Source organism: Streptomyces cavernicola (assembly GCF_029968035.1).
GTDB classification, from domain to species: domain Bacteria; phylum Actinomycetota; class Actinomycetes; order Streptomycetales; family Streptomycetaceae; genus Streptomyces; species Streptomyces cavernicola.
In genome coordinates this window covers 97,229-115,708 of sequence record NZ_JASCIQ010000002.1, presented here as the reverse complement: position 1 = coordinate 115,708, position 18,480 = coordinate 97,229, and the positions used below count along the sequence as shown (strand labels likewise).

20 protein-coding genes and 3 tRNA genes are annotated in these 18,480 nt (G+C 71.0%); 10 read left to right on the top strand and 13 right to left on the bottom strand.

The window, feature by feature from the left end:
* Positions 1 to 176 precede the first annotated feature (176 nt).
* On the bottom strand, positions 177 to 704 hold the full coding sequence (locus QIS96_RS02340) for an SSI family serine proteinase inhibitor (RefSeq protein WP_408907103.1): 528 nt from the start codon (positions 702 to 704) through the stop codon (positions 177 to 179).
* A gap of 227 nt (positions 705 to 931) precedes the next feature.
* On the opposite strand from QIS96_RS02340, the gene QIS96_RS02335 reads away from it, so the two are divergent.
* The 9 genes from QIS96_RS02335 (at position 932) to QIS96_RS02295 (ending at position 7,728) form a co-directional block, all read left to right on the top strand.
* A tRNA-Ser gene (locus QIS96_RS02335) sits at positions 932 to 1,022 on the top strand.
* 198 nt (positions 1,023 to 1,220) lie between these two features.
* A tRNA-Arg gene (locus QIS96_RS02330) sits at positions 1,221 to 1,293 on the top strand.
* A gap of 131 nt (positions 1,294 to 1,424) precedes the next feature.
* On the top strand, positions 1,425 to 1,751 hold the full coding sequence (locus QIS96_RS02325; protein ID WP_282540620.1) for a GYD domain-containing protein: 327 nt from the start codon (positions 1,425 to 1,427) through the stop codon (positions 1,749 to 1,751).
* 77 nt (positions 1,752 to 1,828) lie between these two features.
* Positions 1,829 to 2,746, top strand: coding sequence for a DUF2797 domain-containing protein (locus QIS96_RS02320; RefSeq protein WP_282540619.1), 918 nt, complete (start codon positions 1,829 to 1,831; stop codon positions 2,744 to 2,746).
* 89 nt (positions 2,747 to 2,835) lie between these two features.
* Positions 2,836 to 3,261 carry an antibiotic biosynthesis monooxygenase family protein gene (locus tag QIS96_RS02315; RefSeq protein WP_282540618.1) on the top strand — a complete coding sequence of 142 codons (426 nt, stop codon included), beginning with the start codon at positions 2,836 to 2,838 and terminating at the stop codon, positions 3,259 to 3,261.
* 34 nt (positions 3,262 to 3,295) lie between these two features.
* On the top strand, positions 3,296 to 4,171 hold the full coding sequence (locus QIS96_RS02310) for an amidohydrolase family protein (RefSeq protein ID WP_282540841.1): 876 nt from the start codon (positions 3,296 to 3,298) through the stop codon (positions 4,169 to 4,171).
* Between the two features lie 128 nt (positions 4,172 to 4,299).
* The gene (locus QIS96_RS02305) at positions 4,300 to 5,049 is read left to right on the top strand and encodes a response regulator transcription factor (RefSeq protein WP_282540617.1); all 750 of its coding nucleotides are present in this window, start codon (positions 4,300 to 4,302) and stop codon (positions 5,047 to 5,049) included.
* Between the two features lie 187 nt (positions 5,050 to 5,236).
* Complete coding sequence (locus tag QIS96_RS02300) at positions 5,237 to 6,838, top strand: MFS transporter (protein WP_282540616.1); 1,602 nt, start codon at positions 5,237 to 5,239, stop codon at positions 6,836 to 6,838.
* Between the two features lie 104 nt (positions 6,839 to 6,942).
* The gene (locus QIS96_RS02295) at positions 6,943 to 7,728 is read left to right on the top strand and encodes a TetR/AcrR family transcriptional regulator (protein WP_282540615.1); all 786 of its coding nucleotides are present in this window, start codon (positions 6,943 to 6,945) and stop codon (positions 7,726 to 7,728) included.
* A gap of 21 nt (positions 7,729 to 7,749) precedes the next feature.
* Here the strand turns inward: QIS96_RS02295 and QIS96_RS02290 are convergent, their stop codons facing one another.
* From QIS96_RS02290 to QIS96_RS02275, 4 genes are all read right to left on the bottom strand, one after another.
* A complete protein-coding gene (locus QIS96_RS02290; protein WP_282540614.1) occupies positions 7,750 to 8,214 on the bottom strand; it encodes a PPOX class F420-dependent oxidoreductase in 465 nt (154 codons plus the stop codon).
* A gap of 143 nt (positions 8,215 to 8,357) precedes the next feature.
* Positions 8,358 to 9,176, bottom strand: a complete 819-nt coding sequence (locus QIS96_RS02285) for a YceI family protein (RefSeq protein WP_282540613.1) — start codon at positions 9,174 to 9,176, stop codon at positions 8,358 to 8,360.
* Positions 9,177 to 9,380: 204 nt separating this feature from the next.
* The gene (locus QIS96_RS02280; RefSeq protein ID WP_282540612.1) at positions 9,381 to 11,861 is read right to left on the bottom strand and encodes an MFS transporter; all 2,481 of its coding nucleotides are present in this window, start codon (positions 11,859 to 11,861) and stop codon (positions 9,381 to 9,383) included.
* Positions 11,862 to 11,881: 20 nt separating this feature from the next.
* A complete protein-coding gene (locus QIS96_RS02275) occupies positions 11,882 to 12,352 on the bottom strand; it encodes a MarR family winged helix-turn-helix transcriptional regulator (RefSeq protein WP_282540611.1) in 471 nt (156 codons plus the stop codon).
* Positions 12,353 to 12,544: 192 nt separating this feature from the next.
* On the opposite strand from QIS96_RS02275, the gene QIS96_RS02270 reads away from it, so the two are divergent.
* Complete coding sequence (locus QIS96_RS02270) at positions 12,545 to 12,748, top strand: hypothetical protein (RefSeq protein ID WP_282540610.1); 204 nt, start codon at positions 12,545 to 12,547, stop codon at positions 12,746 to 12,748.
* Positions 12,749 to 12,809: 61 nt separating this feature from the next.
* On the opposite strand, the gene QIS96_RS02265 is transcribed toward QIS96_RS02270, so the two are convergent.
* The 8 genes from QIS96_RS02265 to QIS96_RS02230 form a co-directional block, all read right to left on the bottom strand.
* Positions 12,810 to 13,571, bottom strand: a complete 762-nt coding sequence (locus QIS96_RS02265) for a hypothetical protein (protein ID WP_282540609.1) — start codon at positions 13,569 to 13,571, stop codon at positions 12,810 to 12,812.
* Positions 13,572 to 13,673: 102 nt separating this feature from the next.
* On the bottom strand, positions 13,674 to 14,525 hold the full coding sequence (locus QIS96_RS02260; protein ID WP_282540608.1) for an RNA polymerase sigma factor SigF: 852 nt from the start codon (positions 14,523 to 14,525) through the stop codon (positions 13,674 to 13,676).
* A gap of 488 nt (positions 14,526 to 15,013) precedes the next feature.
* Entirely contained in the window at positions 15,014 to 15,874 is an 861-nt protein-coding gene (locus QIS96_RS02255; protein ID WP_282540607.1) for an RNA polymerase sigma factor SigF, read from the bottom strand.
* A gap of 192 nt (positions 15,875 to 16,066) precedes the next feature.
* On the bottom strand, positions 16,067 to 16,231 hold the full coding sequence (locus QIS96_RS02250; protein ID WP_282515132.1) for a hypothetical protein: 165 nt from the start codon (positions 16,229 to 16,231) through the stop codon (positions 16,067 to 16,069).
* Between the two features lie 450 nt (positions 16,232 to 16,681).
* Entirely contained in the window at positions 16,682 to 16,936 is a 255-nt protein-coding gene (locus QIS96_RS02245) for a hypothetical protein (protein WP_282540606.1), read from the bottom strand.
* Positions 16,937 to 17,075: 139 nt separating this feature from the next.
* A tRNA-Ser gene (locus tag QIS96_RS02240) sits at positions 17,076 to 17,163 on the bottom strand.
* A gap of 100 nt (positions 17,164 to 17,263) precedes the next feature.
* Positions 17,264 to 17,692, bottom strand: coding sequence for a tRNA adenosine(34) deaminase TadA (tadA, locus tag QIS96_RS02235; RefSeq protein WP_282540840.1), 429 nt, complete (start codon positions 17,690 to 17,692; stop codon positions 17,264 to 17,266).
* 55 nt (positions 17,693 to 17,747) lie between these two features.
* Complete coding sequence (locus QIS96_RS02230; protein ID WP_282540605.1) at positions 17,748 to 18,296, bottom strand: tRNA adenosine deaminase-associated protein; 549 nt, start codon at positions 18,294 to 18,296, stop codon at positions 17,748 to 17,750.
* Positions 18,297 to 18,480: the final 184 nt, after the last annotated feature.

The following is an 18,480-nucleotide window of genomic DNA, read 5'->3' as shown; positions in this document are numbered from 1 at the left end:
GCACGGAGGAGGTGTGAGCGCCTCGCGCGCACGCCGTGACGGGAGTGCATACGTGAGGTGCGCAAGCCCCACACGAGCCGCACACGACCCCGCCCGCTCCCCTCCACCCGTCTTCCCCAGCAGCCCCTGGGCGTACCGGAGTTGCTCGGGTGCGCCCAGGGGCGTGCCCGGTCGGTTCAGCGCAGGCCGAGCGGCCCGCCGAGCCCACCGCCGAGCCCATCGCCTGCTCCGCCTTCTGCCGCCTCGCTTCCTCGGCCGCCCGCGAACTCGGGCAGCACGGGCACCATCGTGTTCCAGCGCCCGATCTCGCACCCGCCGCTGCGGTCGTACGAGGCGTCCACCGGCCGGCCCTGCCAGACCCCGGTGACGTGGGCCGTGCCGGCGCCGCCGTGCTGCATAGTGCAGAGCGAGTCCGCGGGCACCGGCGCGAACGGGTCCTCGTTCTCCTCGGCCAACTGCCCGAGCCGCTCGCAGGCCGCCTCGGCCCGGTGGTGCGTACCGCCGAAGCTCCCGTCCCGCCCGCACTCCAGCTGGTACGTCCCGTCCTCCTCGGTGCCGGTGTCCGAGACGGTCACGGTCAGGTGGTCCTGCTCGGCCAGCGGTAACCGGGGCGCGGGGGCGGCCTCCTGCGCCACGGCGGGGGCGGCGGCGGACAGCGCGGCGAGGGAGGCGACGGCGGTACAGGCGAGACGGCGCAGCAGCACGGGGACTCCAGGAGAGTGTGCGGGCGGAGAGGAAACGCTTCACCCCTACTAACGCCTGACGCGCCCCGACGTTGCGCCCCGCGCGCCCCGCCCACATCGCCGCAGGCCGCGCCGGGGCTAACGCTTTGCCCTGCCGCCCGCCCGCCTAGTACCGTGGGGGGCGATTGGTGACAGCCCGCTGGGCTGTGTCATCATCTGCAACGCACCACGCGCAAGCGAGGTGTGCTGGAGGCGTCGCCTAGTCCGGTCTATGGCGCCGCACTGCTAATGCGGTTTGGGTCTTAAAGCCCATCGAGGGTTCAAATCCCTCCGCCTCCGCAGCAAGATCCGAAGCCCCGGTCCAACAGGACCGGGGCTTCGGTGCGTCCGGGGCCCCATGACCGCTGACAGGTGCGTTTTCGCAGGTCACAAGGGGTGAGGCAATCGGATTTCACATGACGACGGCAGTCATGTAATGTTCTTCCTGTCGCCGCGAGCGGGCCGAAAGGCCGGGGAGCGGAGACGAAAACAGAACAAGCACTCGTAGCTTAACGGATAGAGCATCTGACTACGGATCAGAAGGTTGCAGGTTCGAATCCTGCCGAGTGCACACAGACAAGAGGCCCGGACGAGAGTCCGGGCCTCTTGCGTTGTCGGTGTCGGCCGCTCGGGGGATGTGTGGGCGGTGTCGGGGCCCTGGTCCGGGCCGGGGGCATCTCTTGGGGGACGAAGGGAGATGTGATGCCGCTCTATCTGTCGCGGTTCAGCTATACGCCGGAGACCTGGGCGAGGCTCATCGGGAACCCCGAGGACCGGGCCAAGGCCGCTCAGTCGTACATCGAGTCCGTCGGGGGCAAGCTGCACGGATTCTGGTACGCGTTCGGGGCTCGCGACGGCTACAACCTGTGGGAGGCGCCCGACAACGTCTCCATGGCCTCGGTCGCGCTGGCGATCAGCGGAGGCGGTGCGCTCAGCTCGTTCGAGACGACCGTTCTGCTGAGCGTCGACGAGACCATGGACGCCCTGCGGAAGGCCGGGGAGGTCCGGTACCGGAAACCCGGTGCGTAGCGCGGACCTTCCTGACGGGCCCCGGACGAGAGTCCGGGGCCCGTCGCGTTGTCAGTGGTGGGGAGCATGCTGGGGATATGGCGTGGTGGTGTGCGGGGGTTCGGTGGCGTGAGGGGCGGCCGGAGCTGCGGTGGTTCGGGGACGGGCGGGGGGAGCGGGGCAGTGTGCTCGGGTTCGGGCAGGAGTTGGCGTTCGTGGCGCGGGGGGAGCGGTGTTGTGTCGGGGTGTGGAGAGCGGGGCGGCGTACGCCGTGTCCGGTGGGGGCCGTCGTGCCGGGGCGGGGGACGCGGGACCAGTGCGCGGAGTGCGCGCGGATCGACCGCTCGTTCTCCGTCGCCGCCGACACCAACGCCGCTGACCAGCGGCCGTACGCGGTGTATCTGGCGTGGTTCGGGCCCGGGTTGCTGAAGGTGGGGATCACGGGCGTGCGGCGGGGGCCGGCTCGGCTCCTCGAGCAGGGGGCGGTGGCGTTCGCCTGGCTGGGGCGGGGGCCGTTGATGGCGGCTCGGCGGGCGGAGGAGCTGCTCGGGGCGGCGCTCAAGGTGCCCGACCGGATTTCGTACGCGCGCAAGCGGGCCGCGCGGCTCGACCTGCCGCCGCTCGCCGCGCGGGTCGCGGAGCTGCGGGACTGCCATGCGCGGGCCGTCGCGCTCGCCGGCTGGCCGGAGTCCTTGCGGCGGGTGGAGTTCGAACCGGTCGACCACGCTGGGCTGTTCGGGCTGGAGGAGCTGCGCGATGTGGCGGAGGTGCGGGTCGTACGGGAGTTGGTGGACGGCGGCGGGGTCGCCGGGCGGCTCGTGGGCGTCGCAGGACCCGATCTGCTGCTGCGGCCGCGGGACGGGGGCGGGCCAGTGGTCGTGGACGGGCGGCTGTTGGGCGGCTGGCGGCTCGTCGCGGCCGAGACGGAGGCGGAGCGGGCGGGCGTGAGCGTTCCCGTGGAGGCGCTGACGGTGCGGGACGAGGGGAGCAGGGGCGTGCAGGGCGGGCTGTTCTGAGGGCGGACTGGAGAGGGGCGGGGTCGGCTGCGCCCTCAACTACCGGAAGGGCGTGGACAGATGGGGAGTGTGTGGCGAGAGTGGATGGCATGACCACTGATTCGGGCGCCGCGGCTGCGGCGCCGTCGCCTGTGCAGCCGTCGCCTGTGCCGCAGCCGCCTGCGCCGCCGGTGCCTGTGCCGCCGTTCGAGCCGCCGTACTACGCCGTCATCTTCACGTCGCTGCGCATGTCCGACGGCGCGGGGTACGGCGAAACGGCCGAGCGGATGGAGGAGTTGGTGCGGAAGACGCCCGGGTTCCTCGGGATGGACTCGGCGCGTACGCCGGGCGGGCTCGGCATCACCGTCGGCTACTTCGAGAGCGAGGACGCGATCAGGGAGTGGCGCTCGCAGGTCGAGCACCGGGCGGCGCGGGAGCGCGGCAGGGCGCAGTGGTACGAGAACTTCTCGGTGCACGTCAGCAAGGTGGAGAGGAGCTACTCCTTTGTGCGGGAGCAGCAGCGGGAGCGGGAGTAGCGGCGGGACCGCCGGGGGCGGTGAGCGGGAGCGGGTGCGGGTGCGGGCGTTCTGGCGGCGGCTCGGGGTTCCCGGGCTGGTCGACGTGCATACGCACTTCATGCCGGAGCGGGTGCTGCGCAAGGTCTGGGCGTACTTCGACGGCGTCGGGCCGCTCACCGGGATGGAGTGGCCCATCTCGTACCGACAGGACGAGGAGGAACGGCTCGCGCTGCTGCGGGAGTTCGGGGTGCGGGCGTTCACGGCGATGCTCTATCCGCACAAGCCGGGCATGGCGTCCTGGCTGAACGGCTGGGCGGCCGAGTTCGCGGGGCGTACGCCGGACTGCCTGCACACGGCGACGCTGTTTCCCGAGGACGGCGTGGAGACGTATGTGCGCGAGGCCGTCGAGGCGGGGGCGCGGGTCTTCAAGTCCCATGTGCAGGTGGGGGGTTACGACCCGGCGGACCCGCTGCTCGACCCGGCGTGGGGGCTGCTCGCCGAGTCCGGCACGCCCGTCGTGATGCACTGCGGCTCGGGCCCGCAGCCCGGCAAGCACACCGGGCCGGAGCCGGTGGCGCGGGTCCTCGCGCGCCATCCGCGGCTGCGGCTGATCGTGGCGCACATGGGGATGCCGGAGTACGCGGACTTCCTGGACCTCGCCGAGCGGTACGCGGAGGTGCGGCTCGACACGACGATGGCGTTCACGGACTTCAGCGAGCGGCTCAGCCCGTTCCCGGTCGAGGAGCGGTCCCGGCTCGCCGATCTGGGCGACCGGGTCCTGCTCGGTACGGACTTCCCCAACATCCCGTATCCGTACGTCCACCAGCTCGAAGCGCTGGAGCGGCTCGGGCTCGGGGACGAGTGGCTGAGGGGGGTCTGTCACGACAACGGGGCGCGGCTGTTCGGGCTCGGCGCTGCCGCAGCCTGACATCGGGGCTGTTCCGCCTGACAACTCGCGGAACCGGAACTCGTTTCTCAGAAACCGGCACTCGTTTCTCAGGGAATTCACAGGTTCGGGAAAGGGTGTTCTCAGAGGGCGGGGCCAGGGTGGCGCGTATGACCACGAGCTCCGAATCGCGTACCGAACTGCTCAGGCCCGACGGCAGCCCCGTGCGGGTGCTGGTAGTCGACGACGAGTCGTCCCTGACCGAGCTGCTCTCCATGGCGTTGCGCTACGAGGGCTGGGAGATCCGTACCGCCGCCGACGGGGCCGGGGCCGTGGCGGCGGCCAGGGGGTTCCGCCCCGACGCCGTCGTGCTCGACGTGACGCTGCCCGACATGCACGGGCTCACCGTCCTCGGCCGGCTGCGGCGTGAACAGCCGGACGTGCCCGTGCTTTTCCTCACCGCCAAGGACGCGGTGGAGGACCGGATCGCGGGGCTCACGGCGGGCGGCGACGACCATGTGACGAAGCCGTTCAGCCTGGAGGAGGTCGTGGCGCGGCTGCGCGGGCTCATCCGGCGGTCGGGGGCGTCGGCCCGGCGCAGCGAGTCCGTGCTCGCCGTCGGCGACCTGACTCTCGACGAGGACAGCCACGAGGTCACGCGCGGCGGGGACTCGATCCACCTCACGGCCACCGAGTTCGAGCTGCTCCGCTATCTGATGCGCAACCCGCGGCGGGTGCTCAGCAAGGCGCAGATCCTGGACCGCGTGTGGAGCTACGACTTCGGGGGGCAGGCGAACGTGGTCGAGCTCTATATCTCGTATCTGCGGCGGAAGATCGACGCCGGGCGGTCGCCGATGATCCACACGCGGCGCGGGGCCGGTTACCTGATCAAGCCCGCGGAGGCGACGGCCGCGGCCTGAGCGAACCCCGGACGCCTCGGCTCCGGCCTCGGCTCCGGCCTCGGTTTCGGGCGCCGCCGCCGGGGTCGCCACCCTCTACGACCTCACGGAGCGCACGCCGAAGAAATAACCGTACGGTGTAAGAGGAACTCTTGTACGGTGTATGGGGAAGGTCCCGTACACCGTACAAGAGGGGCGGCGAGTGCCCGTGGCGGCGACGACCGATCAACCGCCCGAAGCCGAAGCCGAAGCCGCCGCCACGTCCGGCGGCCACCCGCAGCGCTGGCTGATCCTCGGCGTCATCTGCCTGGCCCAGCTGACCGTGCTGCTCGATAACACCGTCCTCGGCGTCGCGATTCCCTCCCTCACCACGGAGCTGAACGCGTCCACCGCCGACATCCAGTGGATGATCAACGCGTACTCCCTCGTCCAGTCCGGGCTGCTGCTCACCGCGGGCAACGCCGCCGACCGGTACGGCCGCAAGAAGATGCTCACCGCGGGCCTCGCGCTCTTCGGCGTCGGCTCGCTCTGTGCCGGACTCGCCCAGACCAGCGGGCAGTTGATCGCCGCCCGTGCGGGCATGGGCATCGGTGGCGCGCTGCTCATGACCACCACGCTCGCCGTGGTCATCCAGATCTTCGACGAGGCCGAGCGCGTCAAGGCCATCGCCCTGTGGGCCACCGTCGGCTCGCTCGGCTTCGCCGCGGGGCCGCTGATCGGCGGCGTCATCCTGAACCACTACTGGTGGGGCGCGATCTTCCTGATCAACATCCCCGTGGCCCTGCTCGGCCTCGTGGCCGTCGTCAAGCTCGTCCCCGAGTCCAAGAACCCTCCCCCAAGCTCTCAACTTCGTTCGAGCAGGGGGGACCCCCACGGCGACCGGCCCGACCTGCTCGGCGCGCTGCTCTCCACCATCGGCATGGCCACGCTCGTCTACGCGATCATCGTCGGGCCCGAGCACGGCTGGACCTCGGCGCAGGTCCTGCTCCCGGCCGCCGCCGGCGTCGTGGTCCTCGTGCTCTTCGCGCTCTGGGAGCTGCGCACCCCGTACCCGATGCTCGACATGCACTTCTTCCGGTCCCCGAAGTTCGTCGGCGCGATCGCCGGTTCGCTGCTCGTGGTCTTCGGCATGGGCGGCTCGCTGTTCCTGCTCACCCAGCACCTCCAATTCGTCCTCGGGTACGAGCCGTTGGAGGCCGGCCTGCGGATGGCGCCGCTGGCCCTCACCATCGTCGGCCTCAACCTGTCGGGGCTCGGCCCGAAGGTCGTCGTCAAGCTGGGCACGCCCCGTACGGTCGTCCTCGGCATGACGATGGTGGCCGCGGGGCTGACGTCCATCGCCCTGCTCGGCGGCGGCACGGACGGCTCGTACGGCGGGATCCTGCTCGGCCTCGTGCTGTTCGGGGCGGGCATGGCGGTGTCCCAGCCGGCCATGGCCAACGCCATCATGAGCGCCATTCCGCCGGAGAAGGCGGGCGTCGGCGCGGGCATCAACGGCACGCTCGCCGAGTTCGGCAACGGGCTCGGGGTGGCCGTCCTGGGCGCGGTCCTCAACGCCCGGTTCGCCGCGCTCGTCACGGTCACCGCGGCCTCGCTGCCCGCGGCCCTCGCGGCGGCGCACGGCCCGGCCGAGCGGAAGCAGATCGCCGAGGCCTTCGCCTCGGGCCTGCAGACCAGCCAACTGGTCGGCGCGGCCGCGGTGTTCGCGGGTGGGCTTGTGGCGGCGGCGATGCTGGCGCGGGCGGAGCGGGCGGAGCGGGCGGAGAAGAACAGCCCGCCCCGGGGTAAATCCAGCCCGTCCGGAGCCTGAGGACGAGGCCGAAGGCCGAGAAAGGGGGCGGGGGTCCGGGGGCGCAGCCCCCGGGTACGGTGCCCAGGACAACCGCACGCGCAGGACGACGTAAGAGGGACGACATGGTCAGCGCAGCGAACCGCGCGAGGAACCCGGCGCGCTCCAGCGTCTGGCTGGAGGACAAGGCCGCCCGCCCCGCGAGCAGCCGAAAGGCGGAGCAGCCGGAGGGCCTCGACCGCGACCGGATCGTGGCGACCGCCGTCCGACTCCTGGACGCGGAGGGCCTGCCCAAGCTCTCCATGCGCCGCATCGCCACCGAGCTGAACGTCACGGCGATGTCCCTCTACTGGTACGTGGACACCAAGGACGACATCCTCGAACTGGCCGTCGACGCGGTCTTCGGCGAACTCCCGCTCACCGACCCGGACGACGGCCAGGACTGGCGCGTCCACCTGCGCAGGCTCGCCGCCGACTACCGCGAGGTGCTGGTCCGGCACCCCTGGGTCTCGACGATCCTCAACACGTACCTGAACATCGGCCCGCACTCGATCGCCTTCGCGGAGGCCGTCCAGAAGATCATCCGCACCACGGGCCTGCCCGTCTCGGTGCGGACCGGGGCGACGGCCGCGGTGTTCCAGTTCGCGTACGGCTTCGGCACGATGGAGGGCAACTTCAGCCGGCGCTGCGCCGCCTCCGGCCTGACCGTGGACGAGTACTACGAGGAGGCCATGGAGGCCTTCACGGAGAACCCGCGGACGTCCGAGCAGATCGACGAGCTCAAGGACGTCATCGGCGCGCACGCCGGCCGTACGGTCGCCCAGGTCTGGGACGCGGACTTCGCCTTCGCCCTCGACCTGATGATCGCGGGCATCGAGGCGATGGTCACCCGGTACGCGACGGAGTCCTGAACCTCCTGAACCCCGGCGGGCTCAGCCGGCCAGCCGCGCCGGGAACCCGCCCGTCGCCACCGGACCCCACCGCTCCGGCGTGATCCGCAGGATCGACTTGCCCTGCTTCACCATCGCGGCGCGGTACTCGTCCCAGTCCGGGTGCTCGCCGGAGATGTTCCGGAAGTACTCGACGAGCGGCTCCACGGACTCCGGCACGTCGAGCACCTCGGCCGTGCCGTCGACCTGCACCCAGGGCCCGTTCCACTCGTCGCTGAGCACGATCACGCTGACCTGCGGATCCCGCTTCGCGTTCCGCGTCTTCGCGCGCTCCGGGTACGTGGACACCACGATCCGGCCGGAGTCGTCCACACCGCAGGTCAGCGGCGAGCCCTGGGGCGATCCGTCGGACCGCCGGGTGAGCAGGATCGCGCGGTGCCGAGGCCGTACGAAGTCCAGCAACTCGGCAAGGTCGACACGGGTGTTGGAAGCGATCTGAGGGGCCATACGCCGACCCTAGGCGCTGCCCGACCATCCCGCACCCGGCAGCGCCCCGCCCCCCGCGTCGGACTAGGCCGCACCCGGCAGTGCCCCGCCCCCCGCGTCGGACTAGGCCGCACCCGGCAGTGCCCCGCCCCCCCCGCCTCGGACTAGGCCGCACCCGGCAGGCTCTCCCCCTGCACCGCCTGGATGTCCAGCTCCACCCGCAGCGTCGCGCCGATCGCGGAGATCCCCGCCTGCACGACCTGGTTGTAGTTCATCGCGAAGTCCTCGCGGCGCAGCTCGGCCGTCGCGTGGAACGCCGCCCGCAGTCCGCCCCACGGGTCGGGCCCGGTGCCGAGGTAGGCCAGGTCCAGGTCGACCGGGCGCACCACGCCGTGCAGCGAAAGCTCGCCGTGCACGGTCCAGCGGTCGGGCCCGGCGGCGCTCACCGACGTACTGCGGTAGCGGATCTCCGGGTACTGCTCCACGTCCAGGAAGTCCGGCGAGACCAGGTGCTTGTCGCGCATCCCGTTGCCGGTGTCGACCGAGGCCGCGCTGATCACCGCGTCCACCCGCGAGGCGAGGGGGGCCTCGGCGATCTCGATCTGCCCGCCGAACTCCGTGAACCGGCCGTGCACGCTGGAGATGCCCAGGTGCCGGGCGACCGCGCCCACCGAGGAGTGCGCCGGGTCCAGGGTCCACACCCCGGGCGGCGGCAGTTCGGCGCCGCCCTGCCGGGTCAGGGTCACCGTGCCGAGGTCGGCCCGGCCGCTCGCCGAGACCAGGGCCGTGGCGGCCGCGGGCGCGTAGCCGACGGCGGTCACGATCGCCGTGTAGGGGCCGGGCGCGAGCGAGTCGCCGCGTACGACGCCCTCCTCGTCCGCCTCGGCGCGCAGCATCTGGGCGCCGCGCATGTCGGTCAGGGTGACGACGGCGTGCTGCACGGCCCACCCGTCACGCGTACGAATCCGTGCGCTGAGTCCCACGTTCCACTCCTCGCCAAAGGTCCGGGGCCAAGGTCGAAAGCCCCGCAAATCACGTATTGCTGAAAAAATATGGGGCCCGGCGGGCCGTCCCCTGCCCGCCGGGCCCTCCTCCTGCCGCTCGCCGTGCCCGCCTCCGCTCGGAACGGACACAGGCGACCGGAGTCGTGAACCGACCGCCCGAACTACGCGTCCGGGGGTCCCGAACTATGCGTCCGGGTGGGCCAGTTCGATGTCGTGACCGTCGGCGTCGCTGCCGCCGACCGTCAGCGCCATGGCCGCCGGCGGGTAGCCGCTCGCCATGACCGTGTACTCGCCGCTGTCCAGGTCGGTGAAGGCGTACGCGCCGTCCTCACCGGTGGTCGAGGTGGCGACCACGTTCCCGGCCGCGTCGACCAGGGTGACCCGCGCGTCCCGCAGCGGTCCGCCCGCCGCGAGCACGGTGCCCTGCACCCGCGCACCGGCCTGCAGCGCCACCTCGATACGGGTGACGCCCTGGCCCGCCACGTCGACGGGGAGCGCCAGCGGCCGGTGGCCCTCGGCGTTCACGGCCAGGGTCACGGGGCCCGGGACCAGCTCGCCGAACGTGAACTCGCCCTGCTCGCCGGTCTGTCCGGTGGCCAGCACGTCGCCGCGCACATCGGTCACCACGACCATCGCGCCGACCACGGGCTTCGCCCCGTCCGCCGTCCGCACCACACCGGCCAGGCCGCTGGTGCCGCTGAGCAGCACGTCGTACGCGAGCGGCTCGGCGCCGACGACGACGGTGGAGGCCTGCGGCTGGAAGCCGTCGGCCGAGGCGATCAGGACGTACGAACCGGCGCCGGGGGCGTCGAGGACGTACCCGCCGTCGTTCTGGGCGATGGTGCGGCCCAACTGCCGTCCGCCGAGGGAGATCAGCGTGACCGCGGCCCGGGGGACCCCGGCGCCGTCGCCGGCGCGGACCACGCCGCGTACCTCGATGCCGGGCTTGCCGGCCGTGCCGCTCTGCACGATCGTCTGCGCCTCCTCGGGCTGCGGGGTCGGAACGGAGACCGGAGCCGGGGTCGCGGTCGGGGTGCCGGCGGACTCGGGCAGCTCGGCGGCCTCGGCCGGGACGGCCTTCGCCATCGCGCCGGTCTTCAGCGGGACCTCCTTGATGAACAGCGTCAGGAGGAAGGCCAGCAGCGCCGCGGGCGCCGCGTACAGGAAGACGTCGGCGACGCCGTGTCCGTACGCGCTCTCCATCACGGTGCGGATCGGAGCCGGCAGCTCGTCCAGGTTCGGGATGGCGCCGCCGCCGGTGCCGCCGTGTCCGGCCAGGCCCGCGGCCTTCGGGCCGAGCTCGGCGATGCCGTCCTTGACGTAGTCGGTGACGCGGGTGGCCATCACGGCGCCGAGCGCCGAGACGCCCATGGCGCCGCCGAGGGACCGGAAGAACGTGACGACGGAGCTGGCCGCGCCGAGGTCCTTCGGGTCCACCTGGTTCTGGGTGCAGAGCACGAGGTTCTGCATCATCATGCCGATGCCGAGGCCCATCAGGGCCATGAAGATCGCGATGTGCCAGTACTCGGTGTCGTACCGCATCGTGCCGAGCAGGCCCATGCCCGCCGTCACCAGGAAACCGCCGCTGACCAGCCAGGCCTTCCACTTGCCGGTCTTGGTGATGATCTGGCCGGAGACCGTCGAGGAGACGAACAGGCCGCCGATCATCGGGATCGTCATGACGCCGGACATCGTCGGCGACTTGTCCCGGGCCAGCTGGAAGTACTGGCTGAAGAACACGGTGCCGCTGAACATCGCGATGCCCACGAAGAGCGAGGCGAGCGAGGCCAGGGTGATCGTCTTGTTGCGGAAGAGCCGCAGCGGGACGATCGGCTCGCTGGCCTTGGTCTCGATGAAGATGAAGATCAGCGCGAGCAGCACCGAGCCGCCGACCATCGCGTACGACTGCCAGGACAGCCAGTCGTACTTGTCGCCCGCGAAGGTCACCCAGACCAGGAGCAGGGAGACGGCGGCGGAGATGAAGAACGCGCCGCCCCAGTCGACCTTGACGTCCCGCTTCACGACGGGGAGCTTCAGGGTCTTCTGCAGCACGATCAGCGCGACGACCGCGAAGGGCACGCCGACGTAGAAGCACCAGCGCCAGCCCCAGTGGTCGGTGATGACGCCGCCGAGCAGCGGGCCGCCGACCGTGGCGACCGCGAAGGTCGCGCCGAGGTAGCCGCTGTACCGGCCGCGCTCGCGCGGCGAGATCATCGCGGCCATCACGATCTGCGCGAGGGCGGAGAGACCGCCGACGCCGATGCCCTGCACGACACGGCAGGCGATCAGCATGCCCGGGTCCTGCGAGAGGCCCGCGACGACCGAGCCCGCCATGAAGATGACGAGCGATATCTGGACGAGCAGCTTCTTGCTGAACAGGTCGGCGAGCTTGCCCCACAGCGGAGTCGTCGCCGTCATCGCGAGCAGCGAGGCCGTGACGACCCAGGTGTACGCGGACTGGCCGCCGCCGAGGTCGGAGATGATCTCGGGCAGGGCGTTGGAGACGATCGTCGACGAGAGGATCGCGACGAACATGCCGAGCAGCAGGCCCGAGAGGGCCTCCATGATCTGCCGGTGCGTCATGGGCGAGGCATCGTCGTGACCCGCCTGGCCGCCGTGCTTGGCATGGCTGCCCCGCACACCGGCCGGTGTGGTCGTTGCCATGAACTTCCTTCTCTTACTTCTTACGCGGGTGTACGGGTGGGCGAAGTGTGGGAGCGGGCCTGCCGGCACTCGCCGAAGCTGCTCCGCAGCCGGGCGAGCAGGGCGCTGAGCTGGTTGACGTCGTCGTCGGACCAGTCCCGCAGGTAGTGGGCGAGCGCGTCCGTGTAGCGCTCGGAGAGTCGCTGGAGCACGTCCGAGCCCTCGGGCGTGATCCGCAGGATGCGGGAGCGCCGGTCGTCGGGGTCGGGGGACCGGTCGATCCAGCCGCGGTCCGCCACGTGCGCGACATGGCGGCTGGTGACGGACATGTCGACGGCGAGCAGCTCCGCTAGCCGGCTCATCCGCATCTCGCCGTACTTGTCGAGGAGCAGAAGGACGGCGGCCGCTCCGGCCGGACACTCGGCCGGGAGGGTGCGGGAGAGCTCCCGCTTGACGGCGCCGATGGCACTCAGCTGCCGACCGAGTTCCTCGTACTGAGGTTGTGCGGCCATGGCCACCCTTCCACCACTGTTTGTTGCTTAGAGCAACGATAGAAGCAGTTGGTTGCCGAAGGCAAACTAAAAAGGGGCCTCGCGGCTAAAAAGCTGGCAATGCTCAGGCAAAGGGGACGGTCCGTGCGCGCCCGCGACCGAGAGTCACCCAGGGCTTGGGCCGGATCCCCGGATTCGCTAGGGTCCTGCCCCATGGCACACAACCCCCACGCCCCGCAGAACCCCCAGGGCGGCAACGACCCCGCGGGCAGCACGCAGATGTTCCGCGCCTTCGTCGACGACGCGGCCCCGCAGCAGCAGGAGTCCGCCCGCGGCGGCTCGCGCGTCGGGTTGATCGTCGGCGTCGTGGCCGTCGTCGCGATCGTCGCGGCGGTGGCCTGGCTCGCCCTGTCCTGAGGGCGGTCTCCTTACAGGTTTCCTTGCGGGTTTCCTTGCAAGATTCCTTGCAGGGGCGGGGTCACTTCCACTTCACCGAGACGTCCTGGGTCTCGATGCGCATGCCGAGCGGCACCCGCCAGGCGTCCACGCAGAGGTTCCAGGACTCGGTGACGGTCTCGCCCGGCTCGATCGGCGCGGGCAGCTTCCGCTCCGACTCGACGGTGGCCCAGTCGACGCCGAGCCCGCCGATGACGTGCGTGCCGAAGGTGACGGTCCCCGAACGCACCGCTGTGCCACCGGAGTTGTGGAACTTCACGGTCACCTTCTCGCACCAGCGCTCCTCCAGCGCCTTGCGCACCGGCTCCCCGATCTTGAGCACGGCGGGGCCGGAGGGCTGCTGAGTGTCCTCGCCCGAGCCGTCGGAGTCGCCGGAGCCGGGCGGCTCGGAGTCGTCGGAACTCCCCTCCCCCGAGCCGGAGTTGCCGCCCTCGGCGGGCGTGCCGGGCTCGGGCGTCGCCGGCGGGCTCGCCGGATCCCCGGAGGGCGCACCCTCGGAGGAGCCGCTCCCCGTACCACCCGTACCGCCCGTACCCGTACCGCCATCGGACCCGGAACCTCCGCTCCCGGAGCCCCCACCCTTGGACCCGGAACCCTCCCCGGCCCCCTCCAACGGCACCATCCGCACCTCGCCCGTGGGGGCGACCGTGCGCTGCGGGGTTCTGTCGGGCGTGGCTCCCACGGCGCCGACCGCCACGTATCCGTCGTCCTCCGCGGAGGAGTCGCTTCCGCAGGCGGCGAGAAGCGTTCCCAGACACACGACAGCCACCGAGGCCGTAGTCACGGCGCCTCGGCGGCTGCGTGCCCAAGCGATACCGGCTCGTGCTCGTGTCATGGGCGCCAGTCTGGCTGACGCTCCGTCAAATCTGAACCCCGAGAGGCGGGTTCAGTCCTGGATCAGACCCTCCCGCAGCTGCGCGAGCGTACGCGTCAGCAGTCGCGAGACGTGCATCTGCGAGATGCCGACCTCCTCGCCGATCTGCGACTGCGTCATGTTCGCGAAGAAGCGGAGCATGATGATCTGCCGCTCCCTGGGCGGGAGTTTGGCGAGCAGTGGCTTCAGCGACTCGCGGTACTCCACTCCCTCCAGTGCGCTGTCCTCGTACCCGAGCCGGTCGGCGAGCGAGCCCTCGCCGCCGTCGTCCTCGGGCGCGGGCGAGTCGAGCGAGGAGGCGGTGTACGCGTTGCCGACCGCGAGGCCGTCGACCACGTCCTCCTCGGACACGCCGAGCGCGGCGGCGAGTTCGGGCACGGTCGGCGAGCGGTCCAGCTTCTGCGCCAGCTCGTCGCTCGCCTTGGTGAGCGCGAGCCGCAGCTCCTGCAGCCGGCGCGGCACGCGCACCGACCAACTGGTGTCCCGGAAGAAGCGCTTGATCTCACCGACGACCGTCGGCATCGCGAACGTCGGGAATTCCACGCCGCGTTCGCAGTCGAAGCGGTCGATCGCCTTGATCAGGCCGATCGTGCCGACCTGGACGATGTCCTCCATCGGCTCGTTGCGGCTGCGGAACCGCGCCGCCGCGTACCGCACCAGCGGCAGGTTCAGCTCGATGAGCGTGTCACGTACGTACGCGCGCTCCGGGCTGTCCTCGTCCAGCGCGGCCAGGCGCAGGAACAGGGAACGGGACAACGTGCGGGTGTCGATGGCTGTCGATGGCTCCGGACGGAGCTCCTCGGGTGCGCTGGGTGCGCTCTTCGTGAGCGTGAGCACCTTCGAGCTGCCCTGTTCTGCGGACATGCCACCCCCTTGAGGTCGCGGACGGTCGCGGCGGGCGCTCCGTCTTCAGGAACGCAGCCTCCACCTGAATACCGGTCATGAGGCTGCGGCAAACGCGGTTCCAGCAGAATGTCACATGTCGGCAACACGCTGTAGCGCCAAGTCGACAAATCTGTACAGGAAAAGCCTGGTCTGTGGCTTTTCTGCCGCAGCGCCCCAAGATCCAGCTCCACCCGTCACGGTGGCCGTTCGCTCCCTTGTGCGGAACCTCGACCTCCGCAGGTTGTGCCGGAGTATGCCGCCCGCACGGGGGACCTGGGAGGGAGTACAGGGGGGCGCACGGTGGAAGCACGACCGGCGCACGAGAAACCCCCGCACCCGGCTCGTACGGCGCACGAGAAACCCCCGCACCCGGCTCGTACGGCGCACGAGAAACCCCCGCCCGGCTCGTACGGGAGTGACGAGCCGGACGGGGGCGGGACAGGGCGCGCCGCGGGCCTTGGCGGAAGCTAGACCTCGATGCGGTTGGCGGACCGCAGCCGCGCGAAGCTGCGGGCGAGCAGCCGGGAGACGTGCATCTGGGAGACGCCGAGCTCGGCGCTGATCTGCGACTGCGTCAGGTTGTTGTAGTAGCGCAGGAGCAGGATCCGCTGTTCGCGCTCGGGGAGTTGGACGAGCAGGTGCCGCACGAGGTCGCGGTGTTCGACGCCGTCGAGCGCGGGGTCCTCGTAGCCGAGCCGGTCGAGCAGCCCCGGCAGCCCGTCGCCCTCCTGCGCGGCCTCCAACGACGTTGCGTGGTACGACCGTCCGGCCTCGATGCAGGCCAGCACCTCGTCCTCGCCGATGCGCAGCCGCTCGGCGATCTCGGCGGTCGAGGGGGAGCGCCCGTACGCCGTGGTGAGGTCCTCGGTGGCCCCGGTGACCTGCACCCACAACTCGTGCAGCCGGCGGGGCACGTGCACGGTGCGGACGTTGTCGCGGAAGTAGCGCTTGATCTCGCCGACGACGGTGGGCATCGCGAACGTCGGGAACTGCACACCGCGTTCCGGGTCGAAGCGGTCGATGGCGTTGATCAGGCCGATGGTGCCGACCTGGACGACGTCCTCCATCGGCTCGTTGCGGCTGCGGAAGCGGGCTGCCGCGTACCGCACCAGCGGCAGGTTGGCCTCGATCAGGGCGGCCCGCACGCGGTCGTGCTCGGGCGTTCCCGGGGTCATGTCCTTGAGTTGGGCGAACAGCACCTGTGTCAGTGCCCGGGTGTCCGCGCCCCGCTTCTTGGCGGGAGATGCCTCGGCCGCCCCGGCCGTGGCCCTGGTCGCCTCCTGTGGGGCGTCCTGGGGCGGCACTTGAGGCGCAGTACTGGCCGGCACGGTCAACGCCACCCCTTTTCGAAACGAACCGTTCTGGTCGAACCGTTCCACTCATCCGTCAAAAGCGGTCATAGCATCACAAGACATGTGCACTGTGTGCAAGCACCCGATAACGCCGTGTTGAGGGCAAGTTGGGGTCAAACGCACAAAAGACCCCCCACCGATTCCGGTGAGAGGTCGTACGAGCGTTGCCTACTGCACGAGTTGGGTCATGAAGTCGCCGACGCCCTGGGCCGCGTCGGATATCCCCTCGAAGCCCACCTGGACGAGGTCGGCGGCCCGGTCGGGGGAGTTGATGATGGTGTAGAAAACGAAGACGATCACCACGTAAAGGGCGATCTTCTTGGCTTGCACCACGTCCCGGCCTCCCCTGCCTGTTCTCTGTCCCCGCGTGCAGTCGGGTGAGTCTATCCCGCCGCGCGGATCACGCCAGTGGCCGCACGCCCCGGCGCTCGCGCCCCCTGCGGCGACTGCCCAGGGCTCTCGCGCTCACACGCCTTCACACGCCTTTTAGGGACCAACGGCCCACCGGTCCAGGCCCTTTGCCGCGCCGCGGGCGGCGGTCGGCGGCTCAGTATGGGTGGTGAGCCCGGCGGGTCTGGCAGGAATCCGCAGGGCAGGGACCCGGCTCCACTGCGGGGTCCACGTCGTGGGCTTCCCCCTGACAGCGACGTGGACTTGAGAGCCCGGTCCTCATCGGGGGAAGCGGCTTGTCCCCCCGATGCCGCTTCCCCCGGCCTCCTCGCACGAGAGCCCCGGCGCACGGGTCATGGCGCCGGGGCTCTCGTCGTACGTACGCAGGGCGGCTCAGGGGCGGCCGCCGAGCGCCTGCTGCTCCGCGCGGGCCTGCTCGATCAGTTCCGGGTACGGGTCCTCGTCCTCCAGGTCCGAGCCGTCCAGGACGCTGATCGACCACGGGATCGGGCACGGAGAGGCGTGCTCGGGGTCGGGACAGAGCAGCCGCGCGATCTGCTCCTTGACCTCTTCGGCCTGCCGCTCGGTGGCGTAGATCCCCAGGCGTACCTCCCGGACGCTCCGGTCCGCGGGCGGTTCCTCGGACATGGTTCACCTTCCGCTGGGGGCCGGGCCGTCCGCCCGGCCCGGCTCGCTCGCCCCAGCGTGCAACGCCAACGCCCGTGCGCGCACCGGAAAAACGAAGTGGCCCCGATCCGTTCGCACGGATCGGGGCCACTTCCAAGAGCGGTAGCGGTGGGATTTGAACCCACGGTGACGGGTTACGCCACACTCGCTTTCGAGGCGAGCTCCTTCGGCCGCTCGGACACGCTACCGAGAGGAACTCTAGCCCAAAGATGCCCGTGCGCCGAAATCCATATCCGCGAAGCGGTCCCGAGGCCTTGCCGACGGGGGTTCGACGCGGGCGCGGCGGGCTCAGCGGTCCCGGAAGAAGCGGGTCAGCTGTGCCGAGCAGTCGTCCGCGAGCACGGCGTCGATCACCTCGGGCCGGTGGTTGAGCCGCCGGTCACGGACCAGGTCCCAGAGCGAACCGGTCGCGCCGGCCTTCTCGTCCCTGGCGCCGTAGACCAGGCGCTCGACGCGGGACTGCACGAGGGCGCCCGCGCACATCACACAGGGTTCGAGGGTGACGACGAGCGTGCAGCCGGTCAGCCGCCACTCGCCGAGCTGGGCGGCGGCCCGGCGCAGCGCAAGCACCTCGGCGTGCGCGGTGGGGTCGCCGGTCGCCTCGCGTTCGTTGTGGCCGGTGGCGATGGTCTCGCCGTGCGGGGAGAGAACCACGGCGCCGACGGGGACATCGCCCCCGAGTGCGGCCTGTTCGGCCTCCTCGAGGGCGATGCGCATCGCCGGCAGCCAGCGGTCTCGTACGGGGTCGTTCACAGGTCGTGCAACTCGTTCACTAGCGGACGGCCTCGAGTACGTCCGAGGCGCCGAGGGCCTCGGCGATCGTGTTGAGGGCGTCGGTCCTCAGGGACAGCAACTCCTTCTCGGGCAGGCCCAGGTCGTCGAGGATCGCGATGTCCCCGAGCGGCCCGGCCGGGACCGATGCGTCGCCGTCGTCGCTGTCGTCGTCGGGGTCGGTGGCCGGCTCGCCGTCCTCGGTGCCGTCGAGGTCGACGAGCTCCTCCAGGTGCGCCGAGTCGTCGGACGAGCCGGGTTCACGGCCGAGGAGCTCGTCCGTGACCAGGATCTCGCCGTAACTGCTGCGGGACGCGGCGGCCGCGTCCGAGACGTAGATACGAGGGTCGTCCTCACCCTCCACACGCACGATGCCGAACCAGGCGTCCTCCTGCTCGATGAAAACGAGCACTGTCTCGTCGTCGTACCCGCCGGACGTGGCCTCGCGGGCCAGGTCGGCGAGATCCGACAGGGTCTCCACATCGTCGAGCTCTGTGTCGCTCGCTTCCCACCCGTCTTCGGTGCGCGCGAGCAGTGCGGCGAAGTACACCGTGACTCTCCCACTGGTAAGAGGCTGCCGGTTGGGGTTCCCCCCGGCGGAGGTTGACGGGCGGGGAGTCGCGAAGTGCGCCCGCCCAGTCGGCATCGTGGCAGAAACGGAGCCGTTGCGAGAGGTCTTCCGCGCGCTGTGTCTGTGGCGCGCCGCACGTCGCGGCCCGGCACGCTGTCGCCGG

Coding starts and splice junctions, on each gene's coding strand:
- QIS96_RS02325 (WP_282540620.1), top strand. CDS start 1,425: ATGCCGCTCTATCTGTCGCGGTTCAGCTATACGCCGGAGACCTGGGCG.
- QIS96_RS02320 (WP_282540619.1), top strand. CDS start 1,829: ATGGCGTGGTGGTGTGCGGGGGTTCGGTGGCGTGAGGGGCGGCCGGAG.
- QIS96_RS02315 (WP_282540618.1), top strand. CDS start 2,836: ATGACCACTGATTCGGGCGCCGCGGCTGCGGCGCCGTCGCCTGTGCAG.
- QIS96_RS02305 (WP_282540617.1), top strand. CDS start 4,300: ATGACCACGAGCTCCGAATCGCGTACCGAACTGCTCAGGCCCGACGGC.
- QIS96_RS02295 (WP_282540615.1), top strand. CDS start 6,943: ATGGTCAGCGCAGCGAACCGCGCGAGGAACCCGGCGCGCTCCAGCGTC.
- QIS96_RS02290 (WP_282540614.1), bottom strand. CDS start 8,214: ATGGCCCCTCAGATCGCTTCCAACACCCGTGTCGACCTTGCCGAGTTG.
- QIS96_RS02280 (WP_282540612.1), bottom strand. CDS start 11,861: ATGGCAACGACCACACCGGCCGGTGTGCGGGGCAGCCATGCCAAGCAC.
- QIS96_RS02275 (WP_282540611.1), bottom strand. CDS start 12,352: ATGGCCGCACAACCTCAGTACGAGGAACTCGGTCGGCAGCTGAGTGCC.
- QIS96_RS02270 (WP_282540610.1), top strand. CDS start 12,545: ATGGCACACAACCCCCACGCCCCGCAGAACCCCCAGGGCGGCAACGAC.
- QIS96_RS02260 (WP_282540608.1), bottom strand. CDS start 14,525: ATGTCCGCAGAACAGGGCAGCTCGAAGGTGCTCACGCTCACGAAGAGC.
- QIS96_RS02245 (WP_282540606.1), bottom strand. CDS start 16,936: ATGTCCGAGGAACCGCCCGCGGACCGGAGCGTCCGGGAGGTACGCCTG.
- tadA (WP_282540840.1), bottom strand. CDS start 17,692: ATGCGCATCGCCCTCGAGGAGGCCGAACAGGCCGCACTCGGGGGCGAT.